This window comes from Bifidobacterium margollesii, assembly GCF_002860355.1.
GTDB lineage: Bacteria > Actinomycetota > Actinomycetes > Actinomycetales > Bifidobacteriaceae > Galliscardovia > Galliscardovia margollesii.
The window spans coordinates 82,178-101,879 of the sequence record NZ_NMWU01000015.1 but is presented as its reverse complement, the minus strand read 5'-3'; the positions used below and the strand labels follow the sequence as shown (position 1 = coordinate 101,879).

At 60.4% G+C, this 19,702-nt stretch carries 13 protein-coding genes; 7 read left to right on the top strand and 6 right to left on the bottom strand.

What is annotated here, in order from left to right; genetic code table 11:
- Positions 1–29: 29 nt before the first annotated feature.
- From Uis1B_RS05020 to Uis1B_RS05005, 4 genes are all read right to left on the bottom strand, one after another.
- A complete protein-coding gene (locus tag Uis1B_RS05020; RefSeq protein ID WP_101616179.1) occupies positions 30–770 on the bottom strand; it encodes a DUF4190 domain-containing protein in 741 nt (246 codons plus the stop codon).
- Positions 771–955: 185 nt separating this feature from the next.
- Positions 956–3,574 carry a phenylalanine--tRNA ligase subunit beta gene (gene pheT, locus Uis1B_RS05015; protein ID WP_101616177.1) on the bottom strand — a complete coding sequence of 873 codons (2,619 nt, stop codon included), beginning with the start codon at positions 3,572–3,574 and terminating at the stop codon, positions 956–958.
- 6 nt (positions 3,575–3,580) lie between these two features.
- On the bottom strand, positions 3,581–4,648 hold the full coding sequence (gene pheS / locus Uis1B_RS05010) for a phenylalanine--tRNA ligase subunit alpha (protein WP_101616175.1): 1,068 nt from the start codon (positions 4,646–4,648) through the stop codon (positions 3,581–3,583).
- A 160-nt stretch (positions 4,649–4,808) separates the two neighbouring features.
- Positions 4,809–5,759 (bottom strand): TrmH family RNA methyltransferase, encoded by a 951-nt coding sequence (locus Uis1B_RS05005; protein WP_101616173.1) that lies wholly within the window; start codon positions 5,757–5,759, stop codon positions 4,809–4,811.
- 217 nt (positions 5,760–5,976) lie between these two features.
- Here Uis1B_RS05005 and Uis1B_RS05000 point away from each other — a divergent pair, with 217 nt between their 5' ends.
- From Uis1B_RS05000 to phnX, 7 genes are all read left to right on the top strand, one after another.
- The gene (locus tag Uis1B_RS05000) at positions 5,977–7,713 is read left to right on the top strand and encodes an ABC transporter permease (RefSeq protein WP_165782741.1); all 1,737 of its coding nucleotides are present in this window, start codon (positions 5,977–5,979) and stop codon (positions 7,711–7,713) included.
- A gap of 68 nt (positions 7,714–7,781) precedes the next feature.
- Positions 7,782–8,555 carry an ABC transporter ATP-binding protein gene (locus Uis1B_RS04995; protein ID WP_101616226.1) on the top strand — a complete coding sequence of 258 codons (774 nt, stop codon included), beginning with the start codon at positions 7,782–7,784 and terminating at the stop codon, positions 8,553–8,555.
- A 135-nt stretch (positions 8,556–8,690) separates the two neighbouring features.
- Positions 8,691–9,557, top strand: coding sequence for a MurR/RpiR family transcriptional regulator (locus tag Uis1B_RS04990; protein ID WP_101616171.1), 867 nt, complete (start codon positions 8,691–8,693; stop codon positions 9,555–9,557).
- Positions 9,558–10,292: 735 nt separating this feature from the next.
- The gene (locus Uis1B_RS04985) at positions 10,293–11,084 is read left to right on the top strand and encodes an ABC transporter ATP-binding protein (RefSeq protein ID WP_101616169.1); all 792 of its coding nucleotides are present in this window, start codon (positions 10,293–10,295) and stop codon (positions 11,082–11,084) included.
- Positions 11,085–11,090: 6 nt separating this feature from the next.
- Positions 11,091–13,931: an extracellular solute-binding protein gene (locus tag Uis1B_RS04980; RefSeq protein ID WP_101616167.1), complete on the top strand. Its 2,841-nt coding sequence runs from the start codon at positions 11,091–11,093 to the stop codon at positions 13,929–13,931.
- A gap of 253 nt (positions 13,932–14,184) precedes the next feature.
- Positions 14,185–15,393 carry a 2-aminoethylphosphonate--pyruvate transaminase gene (locus Uis1B_RS04975; protein ID WP_101616164.1) on the top strand — a complete coding sequence of 403 codons (1,209 nt, stop codon included), beginning with the start codon at positions 14,185–14,187 and terminating at the stop codon, positions 15,391–15,393.
- Positions 15,394–15,648: 255 nt separating this feature from the next.
- The gene (gene phnX, locus Uis1B_RS04970; RefSeq protein WP_101616163.1) at positions 15,649–16,431 is read left to right on the top strand and encodes a phosphonoacetaldehyde hydrolase; all 783 of its coding nucleotides are present in this window, start codon (positions 15,649–15,651) and stop codon (positions 16,429–16,431) included.
- A 118-nt stretch (positions 16,432–16,549) separates the two neighbouring features.
- Here the strand turns inward: phnX and mcrC are convergent, their stop codons facing one another.
- Together mcrC and Uis1B_RS04960 are read right to left on the bottom strand one after the other, a co-directional pair.
- Positions 16,550–17,638: a 5-methylcytosine-specific restriction endonuclease system specificity protein McrC gene (gene mcrC, locus Uis1B_RS04965; RefSeq protein WP_101616161.1), complete on the bottom strand. Its 1,089-nt coding sequence runs from the start codon at positions 17,636–17,638 to the stop codon at positions 16,550–16,552.
- Positions 17,635–19,416 carry an AAA family ATPase gene (locus Uis1B_RS04960; RefSeq protein ID WP_101616158.1) on the bottom strand — a complete coding sequence of 594 codons (1,782 nt, stop codon included), beginning with the start codon at positions 19,414–19,416 and terminating at the stop codon, positions 17,635–17,637. Before Uis1B_RS04960 ends, mcrC begins: the two co-directional genes overlap by 4 nt.
- Positions 19,417–19,702 lie beyond the last annotated feature (286 nt).

Below are 19,702 nucleotides of genomic sequence, written 5' to 3'. Positions count from 1 at the left end.
CGCGTGTTGCCCGACGTCGAGAACGACCATCAGACGCTGGTCGAACCATCTCCCGACCCGCCGGCTCCACCGGTTCCACCGGAATAGTCGAACCCATACAACTGCGCGACGAACTGATACGGATCCATGCCCGTGGCCATCAGATACACCGACAGCGCCGTGGTCAGCAGACTGATAATCACGGCGGCGATCGCCAGACCACGACCCTTCATCCGGAACAGTCTGGTGCGATACACGGAGAGCCCGCCGAGCAGCAGCGGCACGATCGGCACGGACAGCAGGGCCATGACGAATGAGATGATCGCGGCGGGATCCCATCGACCATACAGCGGATTCTGGTTCGGATCCTCCAGATCGATGCCGCCACGATATCGACTCCGATCATTGGGATCCCCCGGAGGCGGCACCTGCGGACCGTAACCGTAGCCGTCCCGTCGACCATACGGATTGCCATACGAATCCGGACCACGCCGGGAATCAGGGGTCTGCGGCCGAGGTCCGCCGCCGTACGCATGCCCTCCGCCGTCATATGCCGATCCCGTATCACTACGGCCGTTTGCGGTCTGGCTCCCGCCATCGTTCTGCGGTTCGGGATCCGGTTCGCCATACACATACGGATTCCAGTTCGGATATCGGCTGGCCAGCTCGCCGTACTCCGGCTCGCGATACTGTCCGTACTCCGGTTCCTGCCGACGCCGATCGGATCCCGACGCCGATTGACCAGTGCCGTTCGAATCGAACCGGTCATGCCATAGGTGCTGTATGTTCATAGTTCCCTTACTAGCAGCATCCTGAGGAAAAATCATGGATTTAGCCGAAACCACGCGCCCTGCCTCACCGAGGATTCGCCCAGGGATGAACGGACCACATATACCGATCTGCATATGCGAAACAGTCCGTACCTACGAACAGACCCCCGCAACCGATTCAACGGTCCGCGGGGGTCGGCAAAGCGTCAGGCGCGCAGCTGGGCGCCCAATTCGGCGGCCTTCTCGACGATGGTCTGCCGGATCGCCTCGCTGTCGGAGGCATCCAGCGTCTTGGTCGGCGAACGGAACACCACGGCGTAGGCCAGCGACTTCTGTCCCTCACCCACCTGCTCGCCGGAGAACACGTCGAACAGTTCGATGGATTCCAGCGCGCCGCCGGCGGCTTCACGGATCACGTCCTCCAGCTGCTTCGAGGTGATCGAATCCGGCACGGTGAACGCGAGATCCTGCCTCACCGGCGGGAACGTGGAGATCGGCTTGGCCTGCACCGGCTTGTCGTCCAGCGTCGGCAACCATGCGGTGAGGTTGAGCTCGAACGCCGCGGAGTGCTCGGGGAAGCCCAGCGCTTCGTTAACGTGCGGGTGGAACTCGCCCACCTCGCCCACCTTGGTGCCATCGGCGGCCACGATTTCGGCATAGCGGCCCGGATGCCATTCGGCGGGAACCTCGGATGCGGCGGGCTGCACGAGATTCATCCCGGCTCCCAGTCGATCGAACACGCGGCGCACGGCTTCAACGGCATCGGACCAGTCAACGTCACGGGTCTCACCGAGCCAGCCCGCGTCCTCGGCCTTGCCGGTGAGGATGGCCGCCACATGCTGCGGCTGTTCGGGCAGGCCCGCGTCGAGCGCGGCCAGCTGTTCGTCGGTCGGCTTCACGCCGCCGGGCAACGCCGGAATGGCGGGGGCGCTCGGATCCCACAGGAACACATGACCCAGCTCGTACAGGCTGACGTTCTGCAGACCACGGCGGATGTTGCGCTGCACGGTTCGCGCCAGCGTCCACAGCAGACGGCGACGCAGGAACGGACGGTCACCGGCCAGCGGATTGGTGATCTCCACGCTCACCGGCTTGATCTCATCGGCGTTCAGCGAGAATGCCTTGTAGTCGGCATCGCCGACGAACGGATAGCTCAGCGTCTCCACCAGACCGTACTGGGCGAGCTCGTCCGCCACCCAGCGCTGACGCCGCTGCTCCAGCGTGAGACCGGTATCGCCGGTCACCGGCACCGGCGGCACGATCACCGGAATCTCGTCGTATCCGACCAGACGGGCCACCTCTTCGACCAGATCGCACGGCTCGGTCAGATCGGGTCGCCACGTCGGCGGCACCACGGAGAACTCGCCGTTGCCGCCACCACCCACATGACATCCGATGTCGGTAAGGATGTCGGAAATGCGGTTGGTGTCAAGATCGAGGCCAGCCACTCGCGACACCTCGCTCACCTTGAAGCGAATGTCGTTCGGACGCTTGGTCTGATCGTAGTCGACCGGGGTGCGCGAACCTTCGCCGGCACCGTAGCGGGTCAGCAGCTCGACGGCCATCTCCACAGCGGCGGGCTGCAGCTGCGGATCCACACCACGCTCGAAGCGGCGGGACGCCTCCGAGGGGATCTTGTGACGGCGGGCGGAACGCGCGATGGTCACCTGATCGAAATGCGCGGCCTCGATGAACAGATCGGTGGTCTCGTCGGTCACCTCACCGTACAGACCGCCCATCACACCGGCGAGGCCGAGAATCCGGGAGGCCCGTTCGTCGTTCGGGGAATCGGTGATCAGCAGATCCTCGGGGCTCAGCTCGTGCTCCTTGCCGTCCAGCGTGGTGAGCTTTTCGCCTTCGCCGGCGCGACGAATCACGATCGGACCTTCGATCCTGTTCAGATCGTAGGCGTGCAACGGCTGGCCCAGATCAAGCATCACGTAGTTGGTCACGTCCACGGCCAGCGAGATGGAGCGCATGCCCGCACGAACCAGACGACGACGCATCCAGCTGGGCGTGGGGGCGGCAGGGTTGAATCCGCGTACGACGCGACCGTAGTATCGATCGCAGCCGATCACGCCGTGGATCGGATTGGAGTCCTCCACGAACACGTCCATGTCCTTCACCGGCGCGGCACCGTCAACGCCTGCGGCCTGGTGAGGGGCCTTCCTGCCCAGTTCGATGGCCGGATCCACGTAGGCGGCGCCGGTGGAATGATGGTATTCGCGGGCCACGCCACGGTAGGAGAACGCATAGCCGCGATCCGGGGTGATGTTGATCTCCAGCAGCGGATTGTTCAGATGCAGCAGCTCCATGGCGTCGTCGCCCGGCTTCAGCTCGTTGTACTCCTCCTTGGAGAAGCCGTATTCGCGCAGCAGAATGATGCCGTCATGGGAATCGCCCAGACCGAGTTCGCGCTCCGAGGCGCACATGCCGTTGGAAATGTGGCCGTAGGTCTTGCGCGGTTCGATCTTGAAATCGCCGGGCAGCACGGCACCGGGAAGGGTCACGACGACCTTCTCGCCGGCGGCCATGTTCGGGGCGCCGCAGATGATGCCGCGCGGCACCTTGTTGCCGTTCTCGTCGGTCTCGTTGTATTCGTCGCCGACGTCCACATGGCACCAGTTGATGATCTTGCCGTTCTTCTGCGGCTCGGGGGTGGCGTCCACCACGTAGCCGACCACGATCGGTCCGGTCAGCTGGGAACGGTGGATCTCCTCCTCTTCAAGACCCACGCGCACCAGATCCTTGGCCAGCTGCTCGTAGGTGAGATCCTCGGGAACCTCGACATGGTCCTTGAGCCAATCAATATCAATCATCGGCATGGTACTTCACTCCCCCATCGCGAACTGTTCGGAGAAACGCACGTCGCCCTCGACCAGGTCGTGCATGTCGTTGATGTCGTGGCGCAGCAGCAGCGTGCGCTCGATGCCCACGCCGAAGGCGAAGCCGGTGTACACGTCCGGGTCGATGCCCGCGGACTTGAGCACATTCGGGTTCACCATGCCGCAGCCGCCCCATTCGATCCAGCCGGGGCCGCCCTTCTTGTCGGGGAACCACAGGTCGAGTTCGGCACTCGGCTCAGTGAACGGGAAGTAGCTCGGGCGCAGACGGCTCTTGGCTTCGGGGCCGAACATGGCCACGGCAAGCTTGTCGAGCACGCCCTTGAGATTGGCCATGGTCAGGTTCTTGTCGACGGCCAGAGCCTCGCACTGGTGGAACACCGGGGTGTGCGTGGCGTCGAGCTCGTCGGTGCGGAACACACGGCCCGTGCAGGCGATGTACAGCGGCACGCCGCGGGTGAGCAGCGCACGCACCTGATCGGACGAGGTCTGGGTGCGCATCACCATGTTGCTGCCGACGAAGCCGGCGGCGTCCTTGGCCTGATTGCCCTTGATGTAGAAGGTGTCCTGCATCTGCCGGGCCGGATGATCGGGACCGAAGTTCAGCGCGTCGAAGTCATACCATTCGGTCTCCACTTCAGGGCCGTCGGCGACCTGCCATCCCATCGAGACGAAGAAATCCTGAACATCCTCCATCACCTTGGGAAGCGGGTGGCGGGCGCCCAGCGGCTTGCGGCGAATGGGCTGAGTCATGTCCACCGTCTCGCTCGCCAGCTTCGCCGCCTCCTCGGCGGCCTTGACCTCGGCCTCCTTGGTGCCGAACGCGCGGCCGAAATCGGCGCGCAGCTTGCCCATCAGCTTGCCCGCATCCTTCTTCCGATCCTTCGGCAGGGCGCCGATGGCCTTGCTGGCGTGGGTCATCGCCGAGTCGGCACCGGCGTAACGGGTCTTGATAGCCTTCAACTCCTCCATCGAGGAGGCGTTCTGAATTTTCTCGATGCCTTCGGCGACGGCAGCGGCCACCGCTTCGGCATCGAATGATGCAACATCTGCCACAGGGACACCTTTCCATAGGCATAACAACGTTTGCTTACAACATTTTCGCGCTGAGACGGCCGGTCCCCGTGCGAAACACCAATCTCACATTGTCCCCATATGACTCGACATAGCCGGTGCGATCACAGGCAGGCGGTTACCGGGGACGGCATTCATGCACTCAGGCCATACGGTCGTGCATGGCCAGCGAATAGAGCAGCACCGAGGCGCTGGTGGCGAGGTTCAGCGACTCCGCCTTCCCGTAGATCGGAATGGAGACGATGCCGTTGCACCGATCAAGGATGTCGTCCTCCAGACCCCTCGCCTCATTGCCGAACAGGATCGCCCTGCCCGAGTGCCCGGCAGCCGCATGATCGGCGATCAGTTCGGGCAGTGGCGTGGGATGCGACGATTCGGTGCCGTACACGTCGGCGGCGAGGGTGGTCAAACCGCTGTCCGCACACCATTCGAAGAACTCATCGGCGGAAGCGCGCAGCACCGGAACGTGGAACAGCGAACCGGCGGTGGAACGAATGACCTTCGGACTGTACGGGGTGACGCAGTCGTCGACCAGCACCACGGCGTCCACGCCCGCGGCATCGGCCGTACGGATCACCGTGCCGGCGTTGCCCGGATCCCGCACCTGCCAGAACGCGGCGACCATCGGCGCACCCGTCTCGCCCCGCCGGCCGCGTTCGCCAGCGGAACGTCCCAGCGTGCCGTAGAGCGAGAAGTCAGCAAGCGAGCCGACAAGATCGCCCATGTCCGCGATGGCGAAGATGCCCTGCGCGTCCGTGCTGATCGAGGTCATCACACGCGAGGAGACATGATGGATGAACACCCGCTGCACGCCCTGCGGCACCCGTTCGGGGGTACCCGACAGAATCTCGCGTTCGATCTCGCCCGCACGCTCGCTGATCGGCGCACCCTCATCGTCCACCTCAAGGTAGAGATCCTCCACCAGATCCGTCCGATACCGCAGGGCCTCGCGCACGGCCTGCGGCGCCTCGATGATGAACTTGCCGGCCTTTCGACGCCCGCGGTTCCTCATGAGTTCGGCCACACGCCTGATGCGCGTGGCTTCGGGATTATCAAGCGTTTCATCATACAGAATGCCATACGTATCAACCATGCGTTCCATGCTAGCGGCATCGATGCGCAACACGGCGATCAGTGAACGTCCAGCTTTCTTTCTGGCAATTGCCCCGTTTCTGCCCGAACACTTCGAGCCGCAGACCAGAGATCTTCCACCACGGCGAACGATTCTCGGAAATGACCATCGCATAGCACGCGGGCGAAGAGCATCGCGTCGCGAACCAATACGAAATCGATACCAGCAAAGGACGATCATGTTCATTCTCAGGAACGCCTGGAGATCGGTGACGAGAAACAAGGGGCGCAACATCCTCATCGTCATCATCGTGGCGATCATCGCCGCGGCGGCCACCATAGGACTGTCCATACGCGACGCCGCGCAGACGGCACGGGACGAAGGTCTGCAGAACACCACGGTGACGGCCACGATCAGCGTGGACCGCGAAAAGCTGATGAGCGAGGCCCGCAGCTCCTCGTCCAGCTCCTCCGACTCCGACGGCAAACCGGACTTCGACGCCATGCGTTCGGCTCTCGATCAGAGTTCGCTCACCCTGAGCGACTATCTCAAATACGCCAAAGCGTCCAGCGTCAAGGTAAGCACCTACTACACCGAGGAAACCTCGGTGAGCGCCACCGACGACTTCCAGCCCGTGGAAAGCAGCACATCCAATTCCAGCGGCTCCAGCAGCTCCGATTCGACTTCGGATTCCGCCTCGTCCGAAACCCGCAACGGCGGCGACCAGAACGGCCAGCCCGGCCCGGGCGACGAAAACGGCCAAGGCGACCGGGGTATGGTCCAAGGCGACTTCTCCCTGACCGGCTTCTCCTCCGACACCGCCGTGGCCAACGCCCGAAACGGCTCGTTCACCATGGTGGACGGTGAGGTCTTCGGCTACGATTCGGCCAGCAACGGCGAAGCGATCATCTCGAAATCGCTGGCCGATTTCAACGATCTCTCCGTCGGCGACACCATCACCGTCACCAATCCGTCCGACGAGTCCACCACCTACAAGCTGAAGATCGTCGGCATCTACAAGAACTCCACCAGCGAGAACACCACAACCACCGGTCCGATGGGAGGCACCAGCCAGGACGCCGCCAACGCGATCTACACCTCCGTCTCCACGCTCAAGTCGCTCGGCCTTGATTCCGATACCACCGCCACGGCCGCATCATCCTCGGATTCCTCCTCGGAGGCGACGACCGCGGCAACCCAGTTGAACTTCACCTACGTGCTCGGCAGCAAGGACGACTATGAGACCTTCGCCAAGGATGTGGCCAAGGCCGGTCTCGACGACACCTACACCGTGCAGTCGTCCGACGTGGAGAGCTACGAATCCTCCCTGGTGCCGCTCGACAATCTCGCCAAATTCGCGCTGACGCTGCTCGTCATCGTGCTGGCTGTGGGTGCCGTGGTGCTGATCGTGATCAATCTGTTCAACATCCGCGAGCGCAAATACGAGGTGGGCGTGCTGACGGCCATCGGCGTGAAGAAGGCGAAGGTGGCCGCCCAGTTCGCCATCGAGCTGCTGATCGTGACGATGATCGGCATCGCGCTTGGCGTGGCCGGGGGCGCCGCCGCATCGGTGCCAGTCTCGAATCAGCTGTTGGCGCAGCAGATCTCCTCGCAGCAGTCCGAGGCACAGTCGCAGCAGGCTCAGTTCGGGCGGAACGCGAACATGGGCGGTCCGGCCGGGCAGACCTCCTCGAATTCCGATGCCGATGACACCGAATCCTCAGGCTCGTCCGATTCCGGCAGCTCCGATTCCACGGATACCGGTTCCACCGAGGCCCAGCCGTCGAACAGCCGCGGCCCGGGCGGCATGCAGCGCGCGGTTGATTACGTCAGCACAGTGAACGCCACGGTGAACTTCAGGATCGTGACCGAGATGATCGGCATCGGACTGCTGCTCACCTTGATTTCGGCATTGGCCGGCATCATTTCGGTGATCCGATACGAGCCGTTGCAGATTCTGGCGGATCGATCCTGATGGATCGTGGCAGGTCATCCGTCATCGTCACGAACATGGAACGCCATACGAATACGAAAGGAACCATCATGACAACCGAACAGGAAACCGTTGCACCGGAAACCACCGAGGCGACGGCGGCAAGACCACGGAATTCGGAACGGAACGCCGCGGATGGCGGCAGGACCGTCGAATCCGGGTCTCAGGCTGTACTGGCGCTTGACAACGTCTCCTACTCCTACACCAAGGGCGGCAAGAAGGTGATCCACGGTCTGAGCCATGCGTTCGAAGCCGGTAAGGTACACGCCATCACCGGTCCGTCCGGAGCCGGCAAGACCACCGTACTGTCGCTGCTTTCGGGGCTCACCAGCCCCACCGAGGGAAGGATTCTGTACAAGGGCGCCGATCTGAGGCAGACCGACAGGTATGACTTTCGCAGTCATGACGTCGGGGTGATCTTCCAGAGCTTCAATCTGCTGCCGTCGCTCACCGTGGAGGAGAACATCATCCTGTCGATGGATGCCAGCGGCAAAAGCTTCGAACGACCGAAACCCGAAATCGTTCGGGGTCTTCTGGCTAAGGTGAGGCTTGCCGAGGAGTATGCGAACGAGCGGATCCTGCATCTTTCCGGAGGCGAGCAGCAGCGTGTGGCCATCGCCCGCGCGCTGAGCTACGGACCGGATGTGATCATCGCCGACGAGCCCACCGGCAACCTCGATCTGGATACGCAGGACGACATCATGCGCATTTTCCGGGATCTGGCTCATGACGAAGGCAAATGCGTGATCATCGTCACGCACAGCCCCGATGTGGCCAGGCAGTCCGACGAAGTGTTCGAACTCGCCCCGCTGAACCGTCGCTGATCCCGCCGCGGCCTTACGAATTTCATCTCTCGTTCATCTTCACGTCAGCCCACCGGTTTTCTCCGTCGGTTTCGTTGCATTAGATTTTGTGTGGTAGCTTCCGAATTGTCTTGCAGCGATGATGGAGGGATCCGCGTGGGCATTCCCGTCGATATACGTCAACGAATCGGCAACATCTACGCTTCGCTTCGCCCTGCGGAGCGTATGGTGGCGACCTATATCCGTGACCATTACGACGACGTGGCGTCGATGACCGTCTCCGACCTCGCCGACAAGGCGGGTGTAAGTCAGCCCACGGTGATCCGTTTTGCCCGCAAGCTCGGATTCACCGGATATCGTGATCTGCGATACACGTTCAATCATCCGACCGAAAGCCCGCAGTCGTTCGATCCGCTTGATGGTTTCGACCTTCATCCGTGGGACAACGTGGATGAGATTCCCGCACGCGCCGCGGCGGGCGCGAAAAGCATGCTCGACGAGCTGCTCGAATCATTGTCCACCAAGGATTTCCGCAAGGCCGTGAATCTGATCGGCGGGGCGCGCGTCATCGACATCTACAGTGTGGAGAACTCCGTGGTGCCCGCCACCGATCTCAACATCAAGCTCGGATATTTGGGATTGCAGTGCCGCATGAACACCGACGCCTACATGCAGCGGATCAGCGCCGGACATCTGACCGATCAGGACGTGGCCGTGGCGTTCTCCTATTCCGGCAGTTCCGACGACACCGTGCGCGCGTTGCGTCTTGCCCGCAATCAGGGCGCCAAAACCATCGCGATCACCAACTTCAACGGTACGCCGCTGTCCAACTGGGCCGACGTGTGCCTGTACGCGGGCCGCGGCGAGCGCACCATCTACGGCAATGCGATCTTCTCGCGGGTTTCGCACATCGCCATCGTGGACATGCTGTACATGGGCGTGATCCTCAGCGACTACACGCGCTATTCCTCGGCGCTCGACGATTCCGGCCGCTACATCCGAGACCGCGTCTTTCAGGGCTGAACCCGTTAAGAAAACGCCAGAGGCGTTTGTGCTGGACCCGTCAAGAAAACGCCGGCGGCGTTTTTAGGGTCCAGGCTCGCCGACAGGCGAGCACCTACGGAACAGCCGACAGGCGAGCCAACAAACCAAGGCCGACAGGCGGGCACAATGCTTGGTCACCGTTTCTTCGCTGGTTCGCACGTCTCATGCCTCGTTCATCACCTCATCAGTCAGCCTGCGGCTGCCAGCTTCCCCTCAAGGGGAAGCCCAACAATCAGCCGCACCCCATCAACCGACAGCACCTCATCAGTCAGCCTGCGGCTGCCAGCTTCCCCTCAAGGGGAAGCCCCACGAACTCCAAACCGCACGGCTCACACGCACTCGAATACCCAATCGCCCATCCGGGAATCCCCTTTCGGATCACCGGGTGTTGCAACGACCACCGGAACCCGCCCCTTCGGCCTTCCCCTGTGAGGGGAAGGTGGCCGGCGAAGCCGGTCGGATGAGGTGCCGCAAACTACAGAACTACTCTACAGCTACGTAATTTTTCTTATTATTCACTTTGGTTTACTGAACACTTCAACAGCAGCCTCTTCTCCTCAGCCGTTACGGTGGAACAATTTTTATCGGAAGGCGGAAGGCCCAGCGGTATCGGGATTCCCGATTCTTCTACATAACTGAATCCCATAACTGAATATCACCTGTGTAAGCAACACCAACAGCTGGGCATGCAGCGCCCGGCAGAAGGCAGATATCATGCTGGAATTGAAGAACATCACCAAATCCTTCGGGGACACCCACGTCCTCAACGGCATCTCTCTGACCATTGGGGATGGTCAGATCATGTCGATCCTCGGCCCTTCCGGCGGCGGCAAGACCACGCTGCTGAACATCATCCTCGGCATCTCGCAGCCGACCAGCGGCCAGATCCTCTACAACAACGAGGACCTCACCAACGTGCCGATGGAAAAGCGCGGATTCAACATCGTGTTCCAGGACTACGCCCTGTTCCCGAATCTCAACGCCTACGAGAACATCACCTACGGTCTGAAGAACAACCCCGGCATCTCCACCGAACAGGAGATCAAGGAGATGATCAGCCTGCTCGGCCTCGAAGAGCATCTCAACAAGAAGATCGACGAGCTTTCCGGCGGTCAGAAGCAGCGCGTGGCCCTCGCCCGCACGCTGGTGATGAAGCCGAAGCTGCTGCTGCTCGACGAGCCGCTCTCCGCCCTCGACGGCGTGATCAAGGAGTCGATCAAGGCCAAGATCAAGCAGATCGTGAACCAGTACAACCTCACCACGATCATGGTGACCCACGATCCTGAAGAGGCCTGCACGATGAGCGACAAGGTGCTGATCCTCAACCAGGGCAAGATCGCCCAGTTCGCCAGCCCGGACGACATCATCCACCACCCGGCCAGCGAATTCGTGCGCAAGTTCATCCTCCACCAGCTGGAAGTCAAGCGCAACAACATCTACTCCCTGTTCAACGAAGGCGACGCCAACGCCGCCAAGCAGCCCGCCCTCGCCGGTCAGGAGGCCTGATCCCCCATGAGCGTCGAATCCATTCAGGCGGGCAAGCAGCTGCCCAACATCGCGCCTGAGATCAAGAACCACGAAAACCGACCGTCCAAACCCCGTCAGCCGGAGCTGACCGCCATTCTCGTCGCAGTCACCGCGATCTTCGCCATCTTCCTCGTGATCCCGATGGTGATCGTGCTCGCCAAGTCGTTCCAGACCGGTGACGGCGCGGCCACGATGAGCAACTACGCGGCGATCCTCGCCCGGCCCGAATTCCTCACCTCCGTGCTCAACAGCCTCAAGGTGGCAGCCGCGGCCGCACTGGTCGCCATGCTGCTGGCCTTCCTGCTCGCCTACGCGGTGAACTGCACCAACCTGCCGCCGAAGTTCAAGAAGGCCATCGCCCTGCTCACCCAGGTGCCGATGCTGCTGCCGACCATCACCTACGGCTTCGCCATCATCTACTCCTTCGGCAAGGAAGGTCTGATCACCAAGCTGTTCGGACACCAGCTGTTCGACATCTACGGTTTCAACGGCCTGCTCATCGGCTACGTGATCTACACGCTGCCGACCTGCTTCCTGCTGATCAACAACAGCTTCCAGTTCGTCGACAAGAAGTTCATCATCGTCTCGCACATCATGGGCGACAGCCACCTCAAGACGTTCTTCGTCACCACCGTGCGCCCGCTCATCGGCACGATGTGCGTCGCGTTCATCCAAAGCTTCTTCCTGAGCTTCACCGATTACGGTATTCCGACCTCTGTGGGCGGCACCTACGACGTGCTGGCCATGACCCTGTTCAACCAGATGCTCGGCTCGATCCCGAACTTCAACCGTGGTGCCGTGATCGCCGTGTTCATGCTCATCCCGTCGATCATCTCGATCATCCTGATGACGATTCTGGAACGGTACTCAATCCGCTACTCCAAGGTCTCGCAGATCGACCTTCCCGAAGGCAAGAAGCGTGATCTGTTCTGCGCCATCGCCTCCGTGGTCGTGCTGGTGTGCGTGCTCTCCGTGTTCGCCGTGATCCTGCTCATCCCGTTCGTGGAGATGTGGCCGTTCAAGCTCAACTTCACGCTGAGCCACATCACCGGCGTGTTCGCGGATTCCGAACTGACCGCCGTGTTCACCAACTCGCTGTACGTGGCCGTGATGACCGCCATCCTCGGCTGCCTGTTCGCCTACGCCGCCGCGCTGGTGACCTCGCGATCCAAGCTGCCGGCCGCGGCCAAGCGCTTCGTCGATTCGATCAGCTCGATCATCAACACCGTGCCCGGCATGGTGCTCGGCATCGCGTTCCTGTTCACGTTCAGCGGCACGCCGATGCAGAACACCTTCTGGATCCTGATCATCGCGAACATGATCCACTACTTCGCCACCCCGTACCAGATGATGAAGGACTCGCTCTCGAAGATGAACGCCTCGTGGGAGACCACCGCCAAGCTCATGGGCGACAGCTGGTTCAAGACCATCGTTCGCGTGGTCACGCCGAACGCATGGCCCACCGTGCTGCAGGTGTTCGGCTACTACTTCGTCAACGCGATGGTCACCATCTCCGCGGTGGTGTTCCTCACCGGCGCGAAGACCCAGGTGATCACCACCAAGATCTCCGCCCTGCAGCACCTCGCCAAGTTCGACGACATCTTCACCCTCTCACTGCTGATCCTCGTGACCAACCTTGTGGTCAAGGGCCTGATCGCCCTTGCCACCCGCAAGAAGCCGATCAAGGCCAAGGCCACCGAGGCCGCGGCCGCGACGGTGAAGCAGGGTGCGCGCAAGAGCGCCGAACAGATCGCCGCCGGCAGCTTCGCCCTGCCGCCGATCAACCCGCGCTCCCACGGCCGCAACGTGGTGACCGGCATTGCCTCCGGTGTGGTGGCAGCGATCCTCGTGGCCTTCGGCTTCGGCGCCTTCTCCGGCACCGCCGCCGCAAGCCAGCAGGTCGTGATCTACACGAACGCCGACGACGAGGCCGTGGCCGCATTCGAACATGCGCTCGACAACAACGGCTACAAGGGCAAGTACATCATGCAGAGCTTCGGCACCTCCGAGCTGGGCGGCAAGATGCTGGCCGAAGGCAGGAGCCTTGAGGCCGACATGCTCACCATGAGCTCCTACTACGTGGACTCCGCCGAGCAGCGAAACCACATGTTCTCCGATCTGACCGACGTGAAGTCGAAGCTGCTCGGTACGAACGAGAACACCAAGGCGCCGAAGTACCGTAGCCCCACCACCGCTCAGGAGGGCGCGATTTTCTACAACACCGAGGCGATCAAGCAGGCCGGCGTACCCGTGCCGACGAGCTTCAAGGATCTCGCCGACCCGAAGTACAAGGGACTGATCTCCGTGCCCGACATGGAAGGCTCCTCCACCGGCTGGCTGATGGTACAGGCCATCGTGGGCGCCTACGGTACCGGCGACGAAGGCAAGCAGATCCTGACCGACATCTACAAGAACGCCGGTCCGCATCTCGAACAGTCCGGCTCCGGCCCGCTGAAGTCCGTGCGCTCGGGCGAGGTGGCCGTCGGATTCGGTCTGAGACATCAGGCCGCGGCCGACAAGAAGAAGGGTCTGCCGATCGACTACGTGGATCCGACCGAAGGCAACTACTCGCTGACAGAGTCGGTGGCGGTGCTCGACAAGGGCGCCAAGACCAACCCGATGGCGCAGAAGATGGCCGGTGTGATCATCGACCAGGGCCGCAAGGAACTGCTGGAGACCTACCCGACCCCGCTGTACCAGGGCGAGCAGGAACCGGCCAACGGATCGAAGTATCCGAAGACCTTCGACAAGCCTCTGACGGTTGACCTGCTGCAGCAGCATCAGGACTTCTCCGAAGCCTGCAAGCGAGCCGCCAAGGAAGGCTGACCCACCTCACCCTCACACCCCCATTGTTGTGACGGGCATGGGTCTCACCCCGCCGCCCGTCACAACAAATCCTTGAGCTATGCTGCCCGACCGTGGACAGACGGCCGCATGAGGAGACTCCTCAGCGGGTCGAACGGACCTGAATGTATTCGAGCAGAGCATACCGGCAGCCCACGGTCACAGCATTCGCCGCTCTCATAGAACCCGATCTTTCATCCCATAATTCAATCAACCCAATAGAGAAGGAACACCAATGACCAACGAATACAAGCTGCTCACCCCCGGCCCACTGACGACCACGCGCACCGTCAAGGAGGAGATGCTGTTCGATCACTGCACCTGGGACGAGGACTACCAGAAGATCACGCAGAAGATCCGCCGACAGCTGCTTGAGCTCGCCCACTGCGATCCTGAGGAGTACACGGTCGTGGTGATGCAGGGTTCCGGAACCTTCGGCGTGGAAAGCGTGCTGACCTCCGTGATCGGCAAGGACGAGAAGGTACTGCTGTGCACGAACGGCGCATACGGAGACCGTCAGGTGAAGATCTGCGAGCATGCGGGCATCGCCCATACGCAGTACGCCGAACCGTACGACCGCATTCCCAGCGCCGAGAAGGTGGCCGAATATCTTGACGCCGATCCGTCGATCACCCACGTTTCGATGATCCACTCCGAAACCACGTCCGGCCTGCTCAACGACATCGAGGCCGTGGCCAAGGTGGTCAAGTCCCGCGGCAAGACGTTCATGGTGGACGCCATGAGCTCCTTCGGCGGCGTGGACATTCCGGTGGCCGATTGGGGCATCGACTTCATCGTCTCCTCCGCGAACAAGTGCATTCAGGGCGTGCCCGGATTCAGCTTCATCATCTGCAACAGGGCCAAGCTGGAGGCTTCCAGGGGCAAGGCCCGCAGCCTGTCGCTCGACCTGTGGGACCAGTGGAACACCTTGGAGAAGGCGAACGGCAAGTGGCGCTACACCTCCCCCACCCATGTGGTGCTCGCCTTCTCGAAGGCGCTCGACGAGATGTTCGAGGAGGGTGGCATTCCGGTGCGCTCCGCCCGCTACCAGCTGAACAACGATCTGCTGATCGCCCGTATGAAGACGCTGGGCTTCAGCACGTTCCTCGCCGATCATCAGGGCCCGATCATCACCACGTTCCTGTATCCGAAGGGCACCTCGTTCGACTTCCACGACATGTACGAGTTCATCAAGGAGCGCGGCTACGCGATCTACCCGGGCAAGCTCACCGACGAGGAAACGTTCCGCCTGGGCAACATCGGCGAGATCTACGCCGACGATATCGAAAAGGTCACGGAGCTGCTGGCCATGTACATGGGCGAGCGCGGTCTGCTTGAGGCCGCCACCGGTTCGGACTCCGTGCCCGCAGCGATCGCCGCGATGGACAAGGCCGGCGAGCCGATCAAGAACGCCGCTCCGATGGGCATCAAGCTCGCCGCCTGAGACCACGCACTAGCCCGCGGCCCGCAAAACGGACGAGACAAAACGAACAAGGGTTAAGCACATCCACGAGGGGCGTTGTTCCTTTCCCGACCGTAGGCAGCGGAGGGGTTTGCTACGCTGTGCGAGCAAACCCCGGAGCGAGGCCGAACGGCCCTGAGTGTGTCGGGAAAGGGACAACGGCCCGATTCCAACACGTTCGTTGCATCCTCAATCGTTACATCACAACCAATCAGCACATACAAAGGAAGAACCATTATGACCAACCGTTTTAAAGCCGTCATCTTCGACTGGGCCGGCACCACCGTCGACTACGGCTGCTTCGCCCCCGTCCGCGCCTTCCAGGAGGCGTTCCGCGAGTTCGGCATCGATCCGACCATGGACGAGACCCGCAAGCCGATGGGCATGCTCAAGCATGATCACATCAACACGATGCTGCACATGGAGCGCATCGCCCGCGCCTGGGAGGACGAGCACGGCCACGCCCCCACCGATCAGGATGTGGATGACGTGTACGCTCATTTCGAGCCGAAGCTGCTGTCCATTCTCGACAACTACGCCGATCCGAAGCCGGGCGTGCTCGACGCGGTGGCTGCGCTGCGCGAATCCGGCCTGAAGATCGGTTCGACCACCGGCTACACCGACAAGATGATGGACATCGTGGTGCCGAAGGCCAAGGAGAACGGCTATGCTCCGGACTTCTGGATCAGCCCGGACGGCACGAACGGTTTCGGCCGTCCCTACCCGTACATGATCTTCCGCAACCTTGAGCAGCTGGGCGTATCCTCCGTGCATGCCGCCGCCAAGGTGGGCGACACGCTTTCCGACATCCGCGAAGGCAGGAACGCCGGCGTGTTCACCATCGGCGTGGTGGAAGGCAGCTCCCAGCTGGCGCTGAGCCAGGAGGAGTTCGAGTCGCTGTCCGAGGCCGACAAGGCCGAAGCCTACGCCAAGGCCAAGGCTGCGTTCACCGAAGCCGGAGCCGACGCCGTCATCAACACGATGGCCGAACTGCCGACGCTGCTCGACCAGATCGCCTGAGTTCGCCCACCGTTCCCGCTTGATTCACCTGCTAAGGCAGGGCGTGGCCTCTGTTCTCGATCAACGGCCACGCCCTGCCTTTTCCGTCCTGCTTGTTCATGATGCTCGATAATGCTCGTTATCGTGTTTTCTTCCCTCGAGAAACGGCGTCCGGGAAAAATCGAGCGACCACTTCATCCAAACAATGGGCGATATCGGAGAAATCCCGGCTGAGATCCACGGCGGTTACTGCGATGAGATTACCGTTCATCAGGAACTCACCTCTCGGCTGCCGCTCCTCGTCCGTTTTCGCATACATCAGCATGCCGGAAACCATACGTTCAGGCCCTTCTCCACTGAGTTGTACAGATTTGTTCTTGACGTACGTGAACATCTGATACAGATTCGCGGAATGCAGTTTGTACCCGTCGAAATGCCGCCGCATAGCGTGCGTATAGTATTTCGCATCGATGATCAAAACATCATGCCCATCGTCCAGCACGACGTCTGGTTGCATGACCGGAAGGCACTCGGCGCAGGAGCTCCCATCCTCATCAATCATCCATGGAATGCGATGATGCGTGACCTTGACGGCATCCCGCCATTCCTGCGCATAGTATTCGAACAGGAATTTCTCATAGAGCTGATGCAGTTGCTGATCGTCAAGGAAATCCATCAGCAGGGTTTTCCCCGACTGCGAACCTTGCAACAGGCCATTGACGACGAGCCGGCAGATTCCGATCAACATTCGATAGGTTTCATTATTGCGGTCGTATCGCATGTGCCAATCAGCCCGCCTAAGATCGATTCGACGAACATCGCTCAGACACGCGAGAAGTTCCCACAGCCGGGATCTCCGACTCCGATTGATATCGGCGCGAACCAACAGCAGCATGGTTGATTTGATGATTCGGTTCGGTTTCGAATCCACCGTGAAATCATCGATCGTGCATATAATCCGTTTTCGCGACAGCGAAGCCGTACGAACGGTCCGCGATATCTCGATCCTCCCCCGAGGAGAGGCAAGCTCATCGGTATGAGACACATAGTCCCGGCAGAGCCCCCGCTTGATCTGTGTCGACATCCCCTGTATGAGGATGGCCGCACACAGATCGGCGATATTGTCGAAAGGCTCCGTGGCCAGCCTTCGATACTGCTGTTCCCGGAGCGAGCGGAATGCATACGACAGCATGTAGTAGACATTTCTGACCGGAATCTGAGATGTCATCGTATGGCAGCCCTCAGGTTTTCGGATTCCGCCTCAGCCTTCGCGGGATCATCAAACCAATACTCCTCGATCAGTGGAATCAGTTCATACTCGACGATGAGCGGCAACTGCTCGTCTACCGTCTCCGAATTCAATCCGCAGAAGTAGCTGTGTCCGATTCGAAAACCCTTTCCAAGGGAATCGTCCCGCGATATCTCATTGTTGAGCGTTTCAACGGCGGCGATAAGCCGGTTGAACCGGTCATTGTTCAATGAATCCGCATACTTGCCGAAGCCTGCAGTTGCGAATCCGGGAGTCAATTCAACGAACGCGAACCGGCGACGAAGCGCGTAGTCGATCATCGCCAGACTTCTGTCGGCGGTGTTCATCATGCCGATGATGAACACGTTTCCGGGTATGGAGAAGAGTTCGTCCGCATCGGGAAGCCGAAGACTGAGCCCACGTTTGTCGTTCTCGATGAGCATGAACAGCTCACCGAAGATCTTGCTGAGGTTGCCGCGGTTGATTTCGTCGATGACGAAATAGTATGGCCTCTCTTCATCCTCTTCCGCTTTTTTGCAGAATTCGTAGAAGACTCCATATTTGCGTTCAAAACCGCCAGTGGGTGTCGGCCGGTACCCGAACATGAAATCCTCATAGGAATAGTTCTGGTGGAACTGCACCATTGTCACCCGACTCGGATCCTTCTCCCCCATGATGGAATATGCAAGACGTTTGGCAATGAACGTTTTCCCAACGCCCGGAGCTCCCATCAGAATGATGTTCTTCTTTCGTTCGAGAGCCGACACAAGATTGTCGTAGGTATGCTCACCGACATACACCTCGTTAAGAAAATCCTTACGCGAGTATGGATCAAGCGGAATCTCCTCGACGATCAAGGCATCATCGCCTTCCTCCCCATCGTCATTCATCAGTTCGTCAATCTGACGAACCATATCGAGATTCGGTGTAATGTCGTTCAGCGTCTTGTTATGGAATTGCTTTTCGGAGCGCAGCGTGCTGTCATCGTCATCCACAGTCATCCATGACACCTGTCGGGCATTATTGAAATCATCGGCGGCTTTCTCATAATGCTCGTAATCGGATTGCACTTCACCGATACCAAGAATGGTTCTGGTGCCTGCAATCGCCACCACCACATCACCAGGCTTCATGTCATTGGCGAACTGCCAAAGCATGCGGGCCGCATTCCGGGGAATCCCATCCATCTCATAGGAATCCCGTAGCCTCTGCTGTATCTCACTCCGACTGTCGTACTGTGAAATATCACCGATCTTTCCCCACCCGATCAGCATAACGGAGCCGTCCTGGCATTCCTGCCATTTCTTCGCTCCGGAGCCGGGACGGTACGACCAGTACCTCTTTTCCGGAACGCCACTGTCTCCGACGGCATTGGCCGATGACGTTTTGAGAGCGCGTTGGTCGCGACCATATCGGTTGAGCTTACGAATGATATCCGAGGCCAGCTCATCGGTCATATCCACGGTTATGCCCTTATTCGTCAACTTCCAGATCCCTCGCTCACCGCCATCGATATAGCCTCCGAAGACGAGAGCATTTCGCGCGAATGCAACTTCATTGCCGAATTTGTTGACTTCTCTCTTCCCTCGAGTGGCCGAAAGCTCATCCTGGGTCAGATGAAGATCCCCGGCAATCTGCTCTCTCACTTCCGAAGGGCTCGCTTTCCCTCCCAATTCCTTCAATGCGTCAAGAATTGGCTTCATCCATCTCATATGCGAAGTCTTCAGATTGGGCTGGGCAGCGTCTTCATCGGTCATCGTCGACTCCTTTCACCGGCATATCCATCCAGCATATACGTTCGCACTCAATCCAGCCCGTCATCAGGGATGATGCTGGCGGGATCGATGGAGGATTAGCTGACCACCGATGGACTAGCCTGTAAAAACCGCGGATTTCGGTCTAATCCATCGCAATCGGATCCGCGTGATTTCAAGACCCTTGCAATCATGCGGTTTTTGGATTGTCATGATTTCGGATTTGATGGACTGAGGCGCATTCGACGCGAAATGCGCCTCAGTCCATCGAATTCTTCACAAAAGAGCC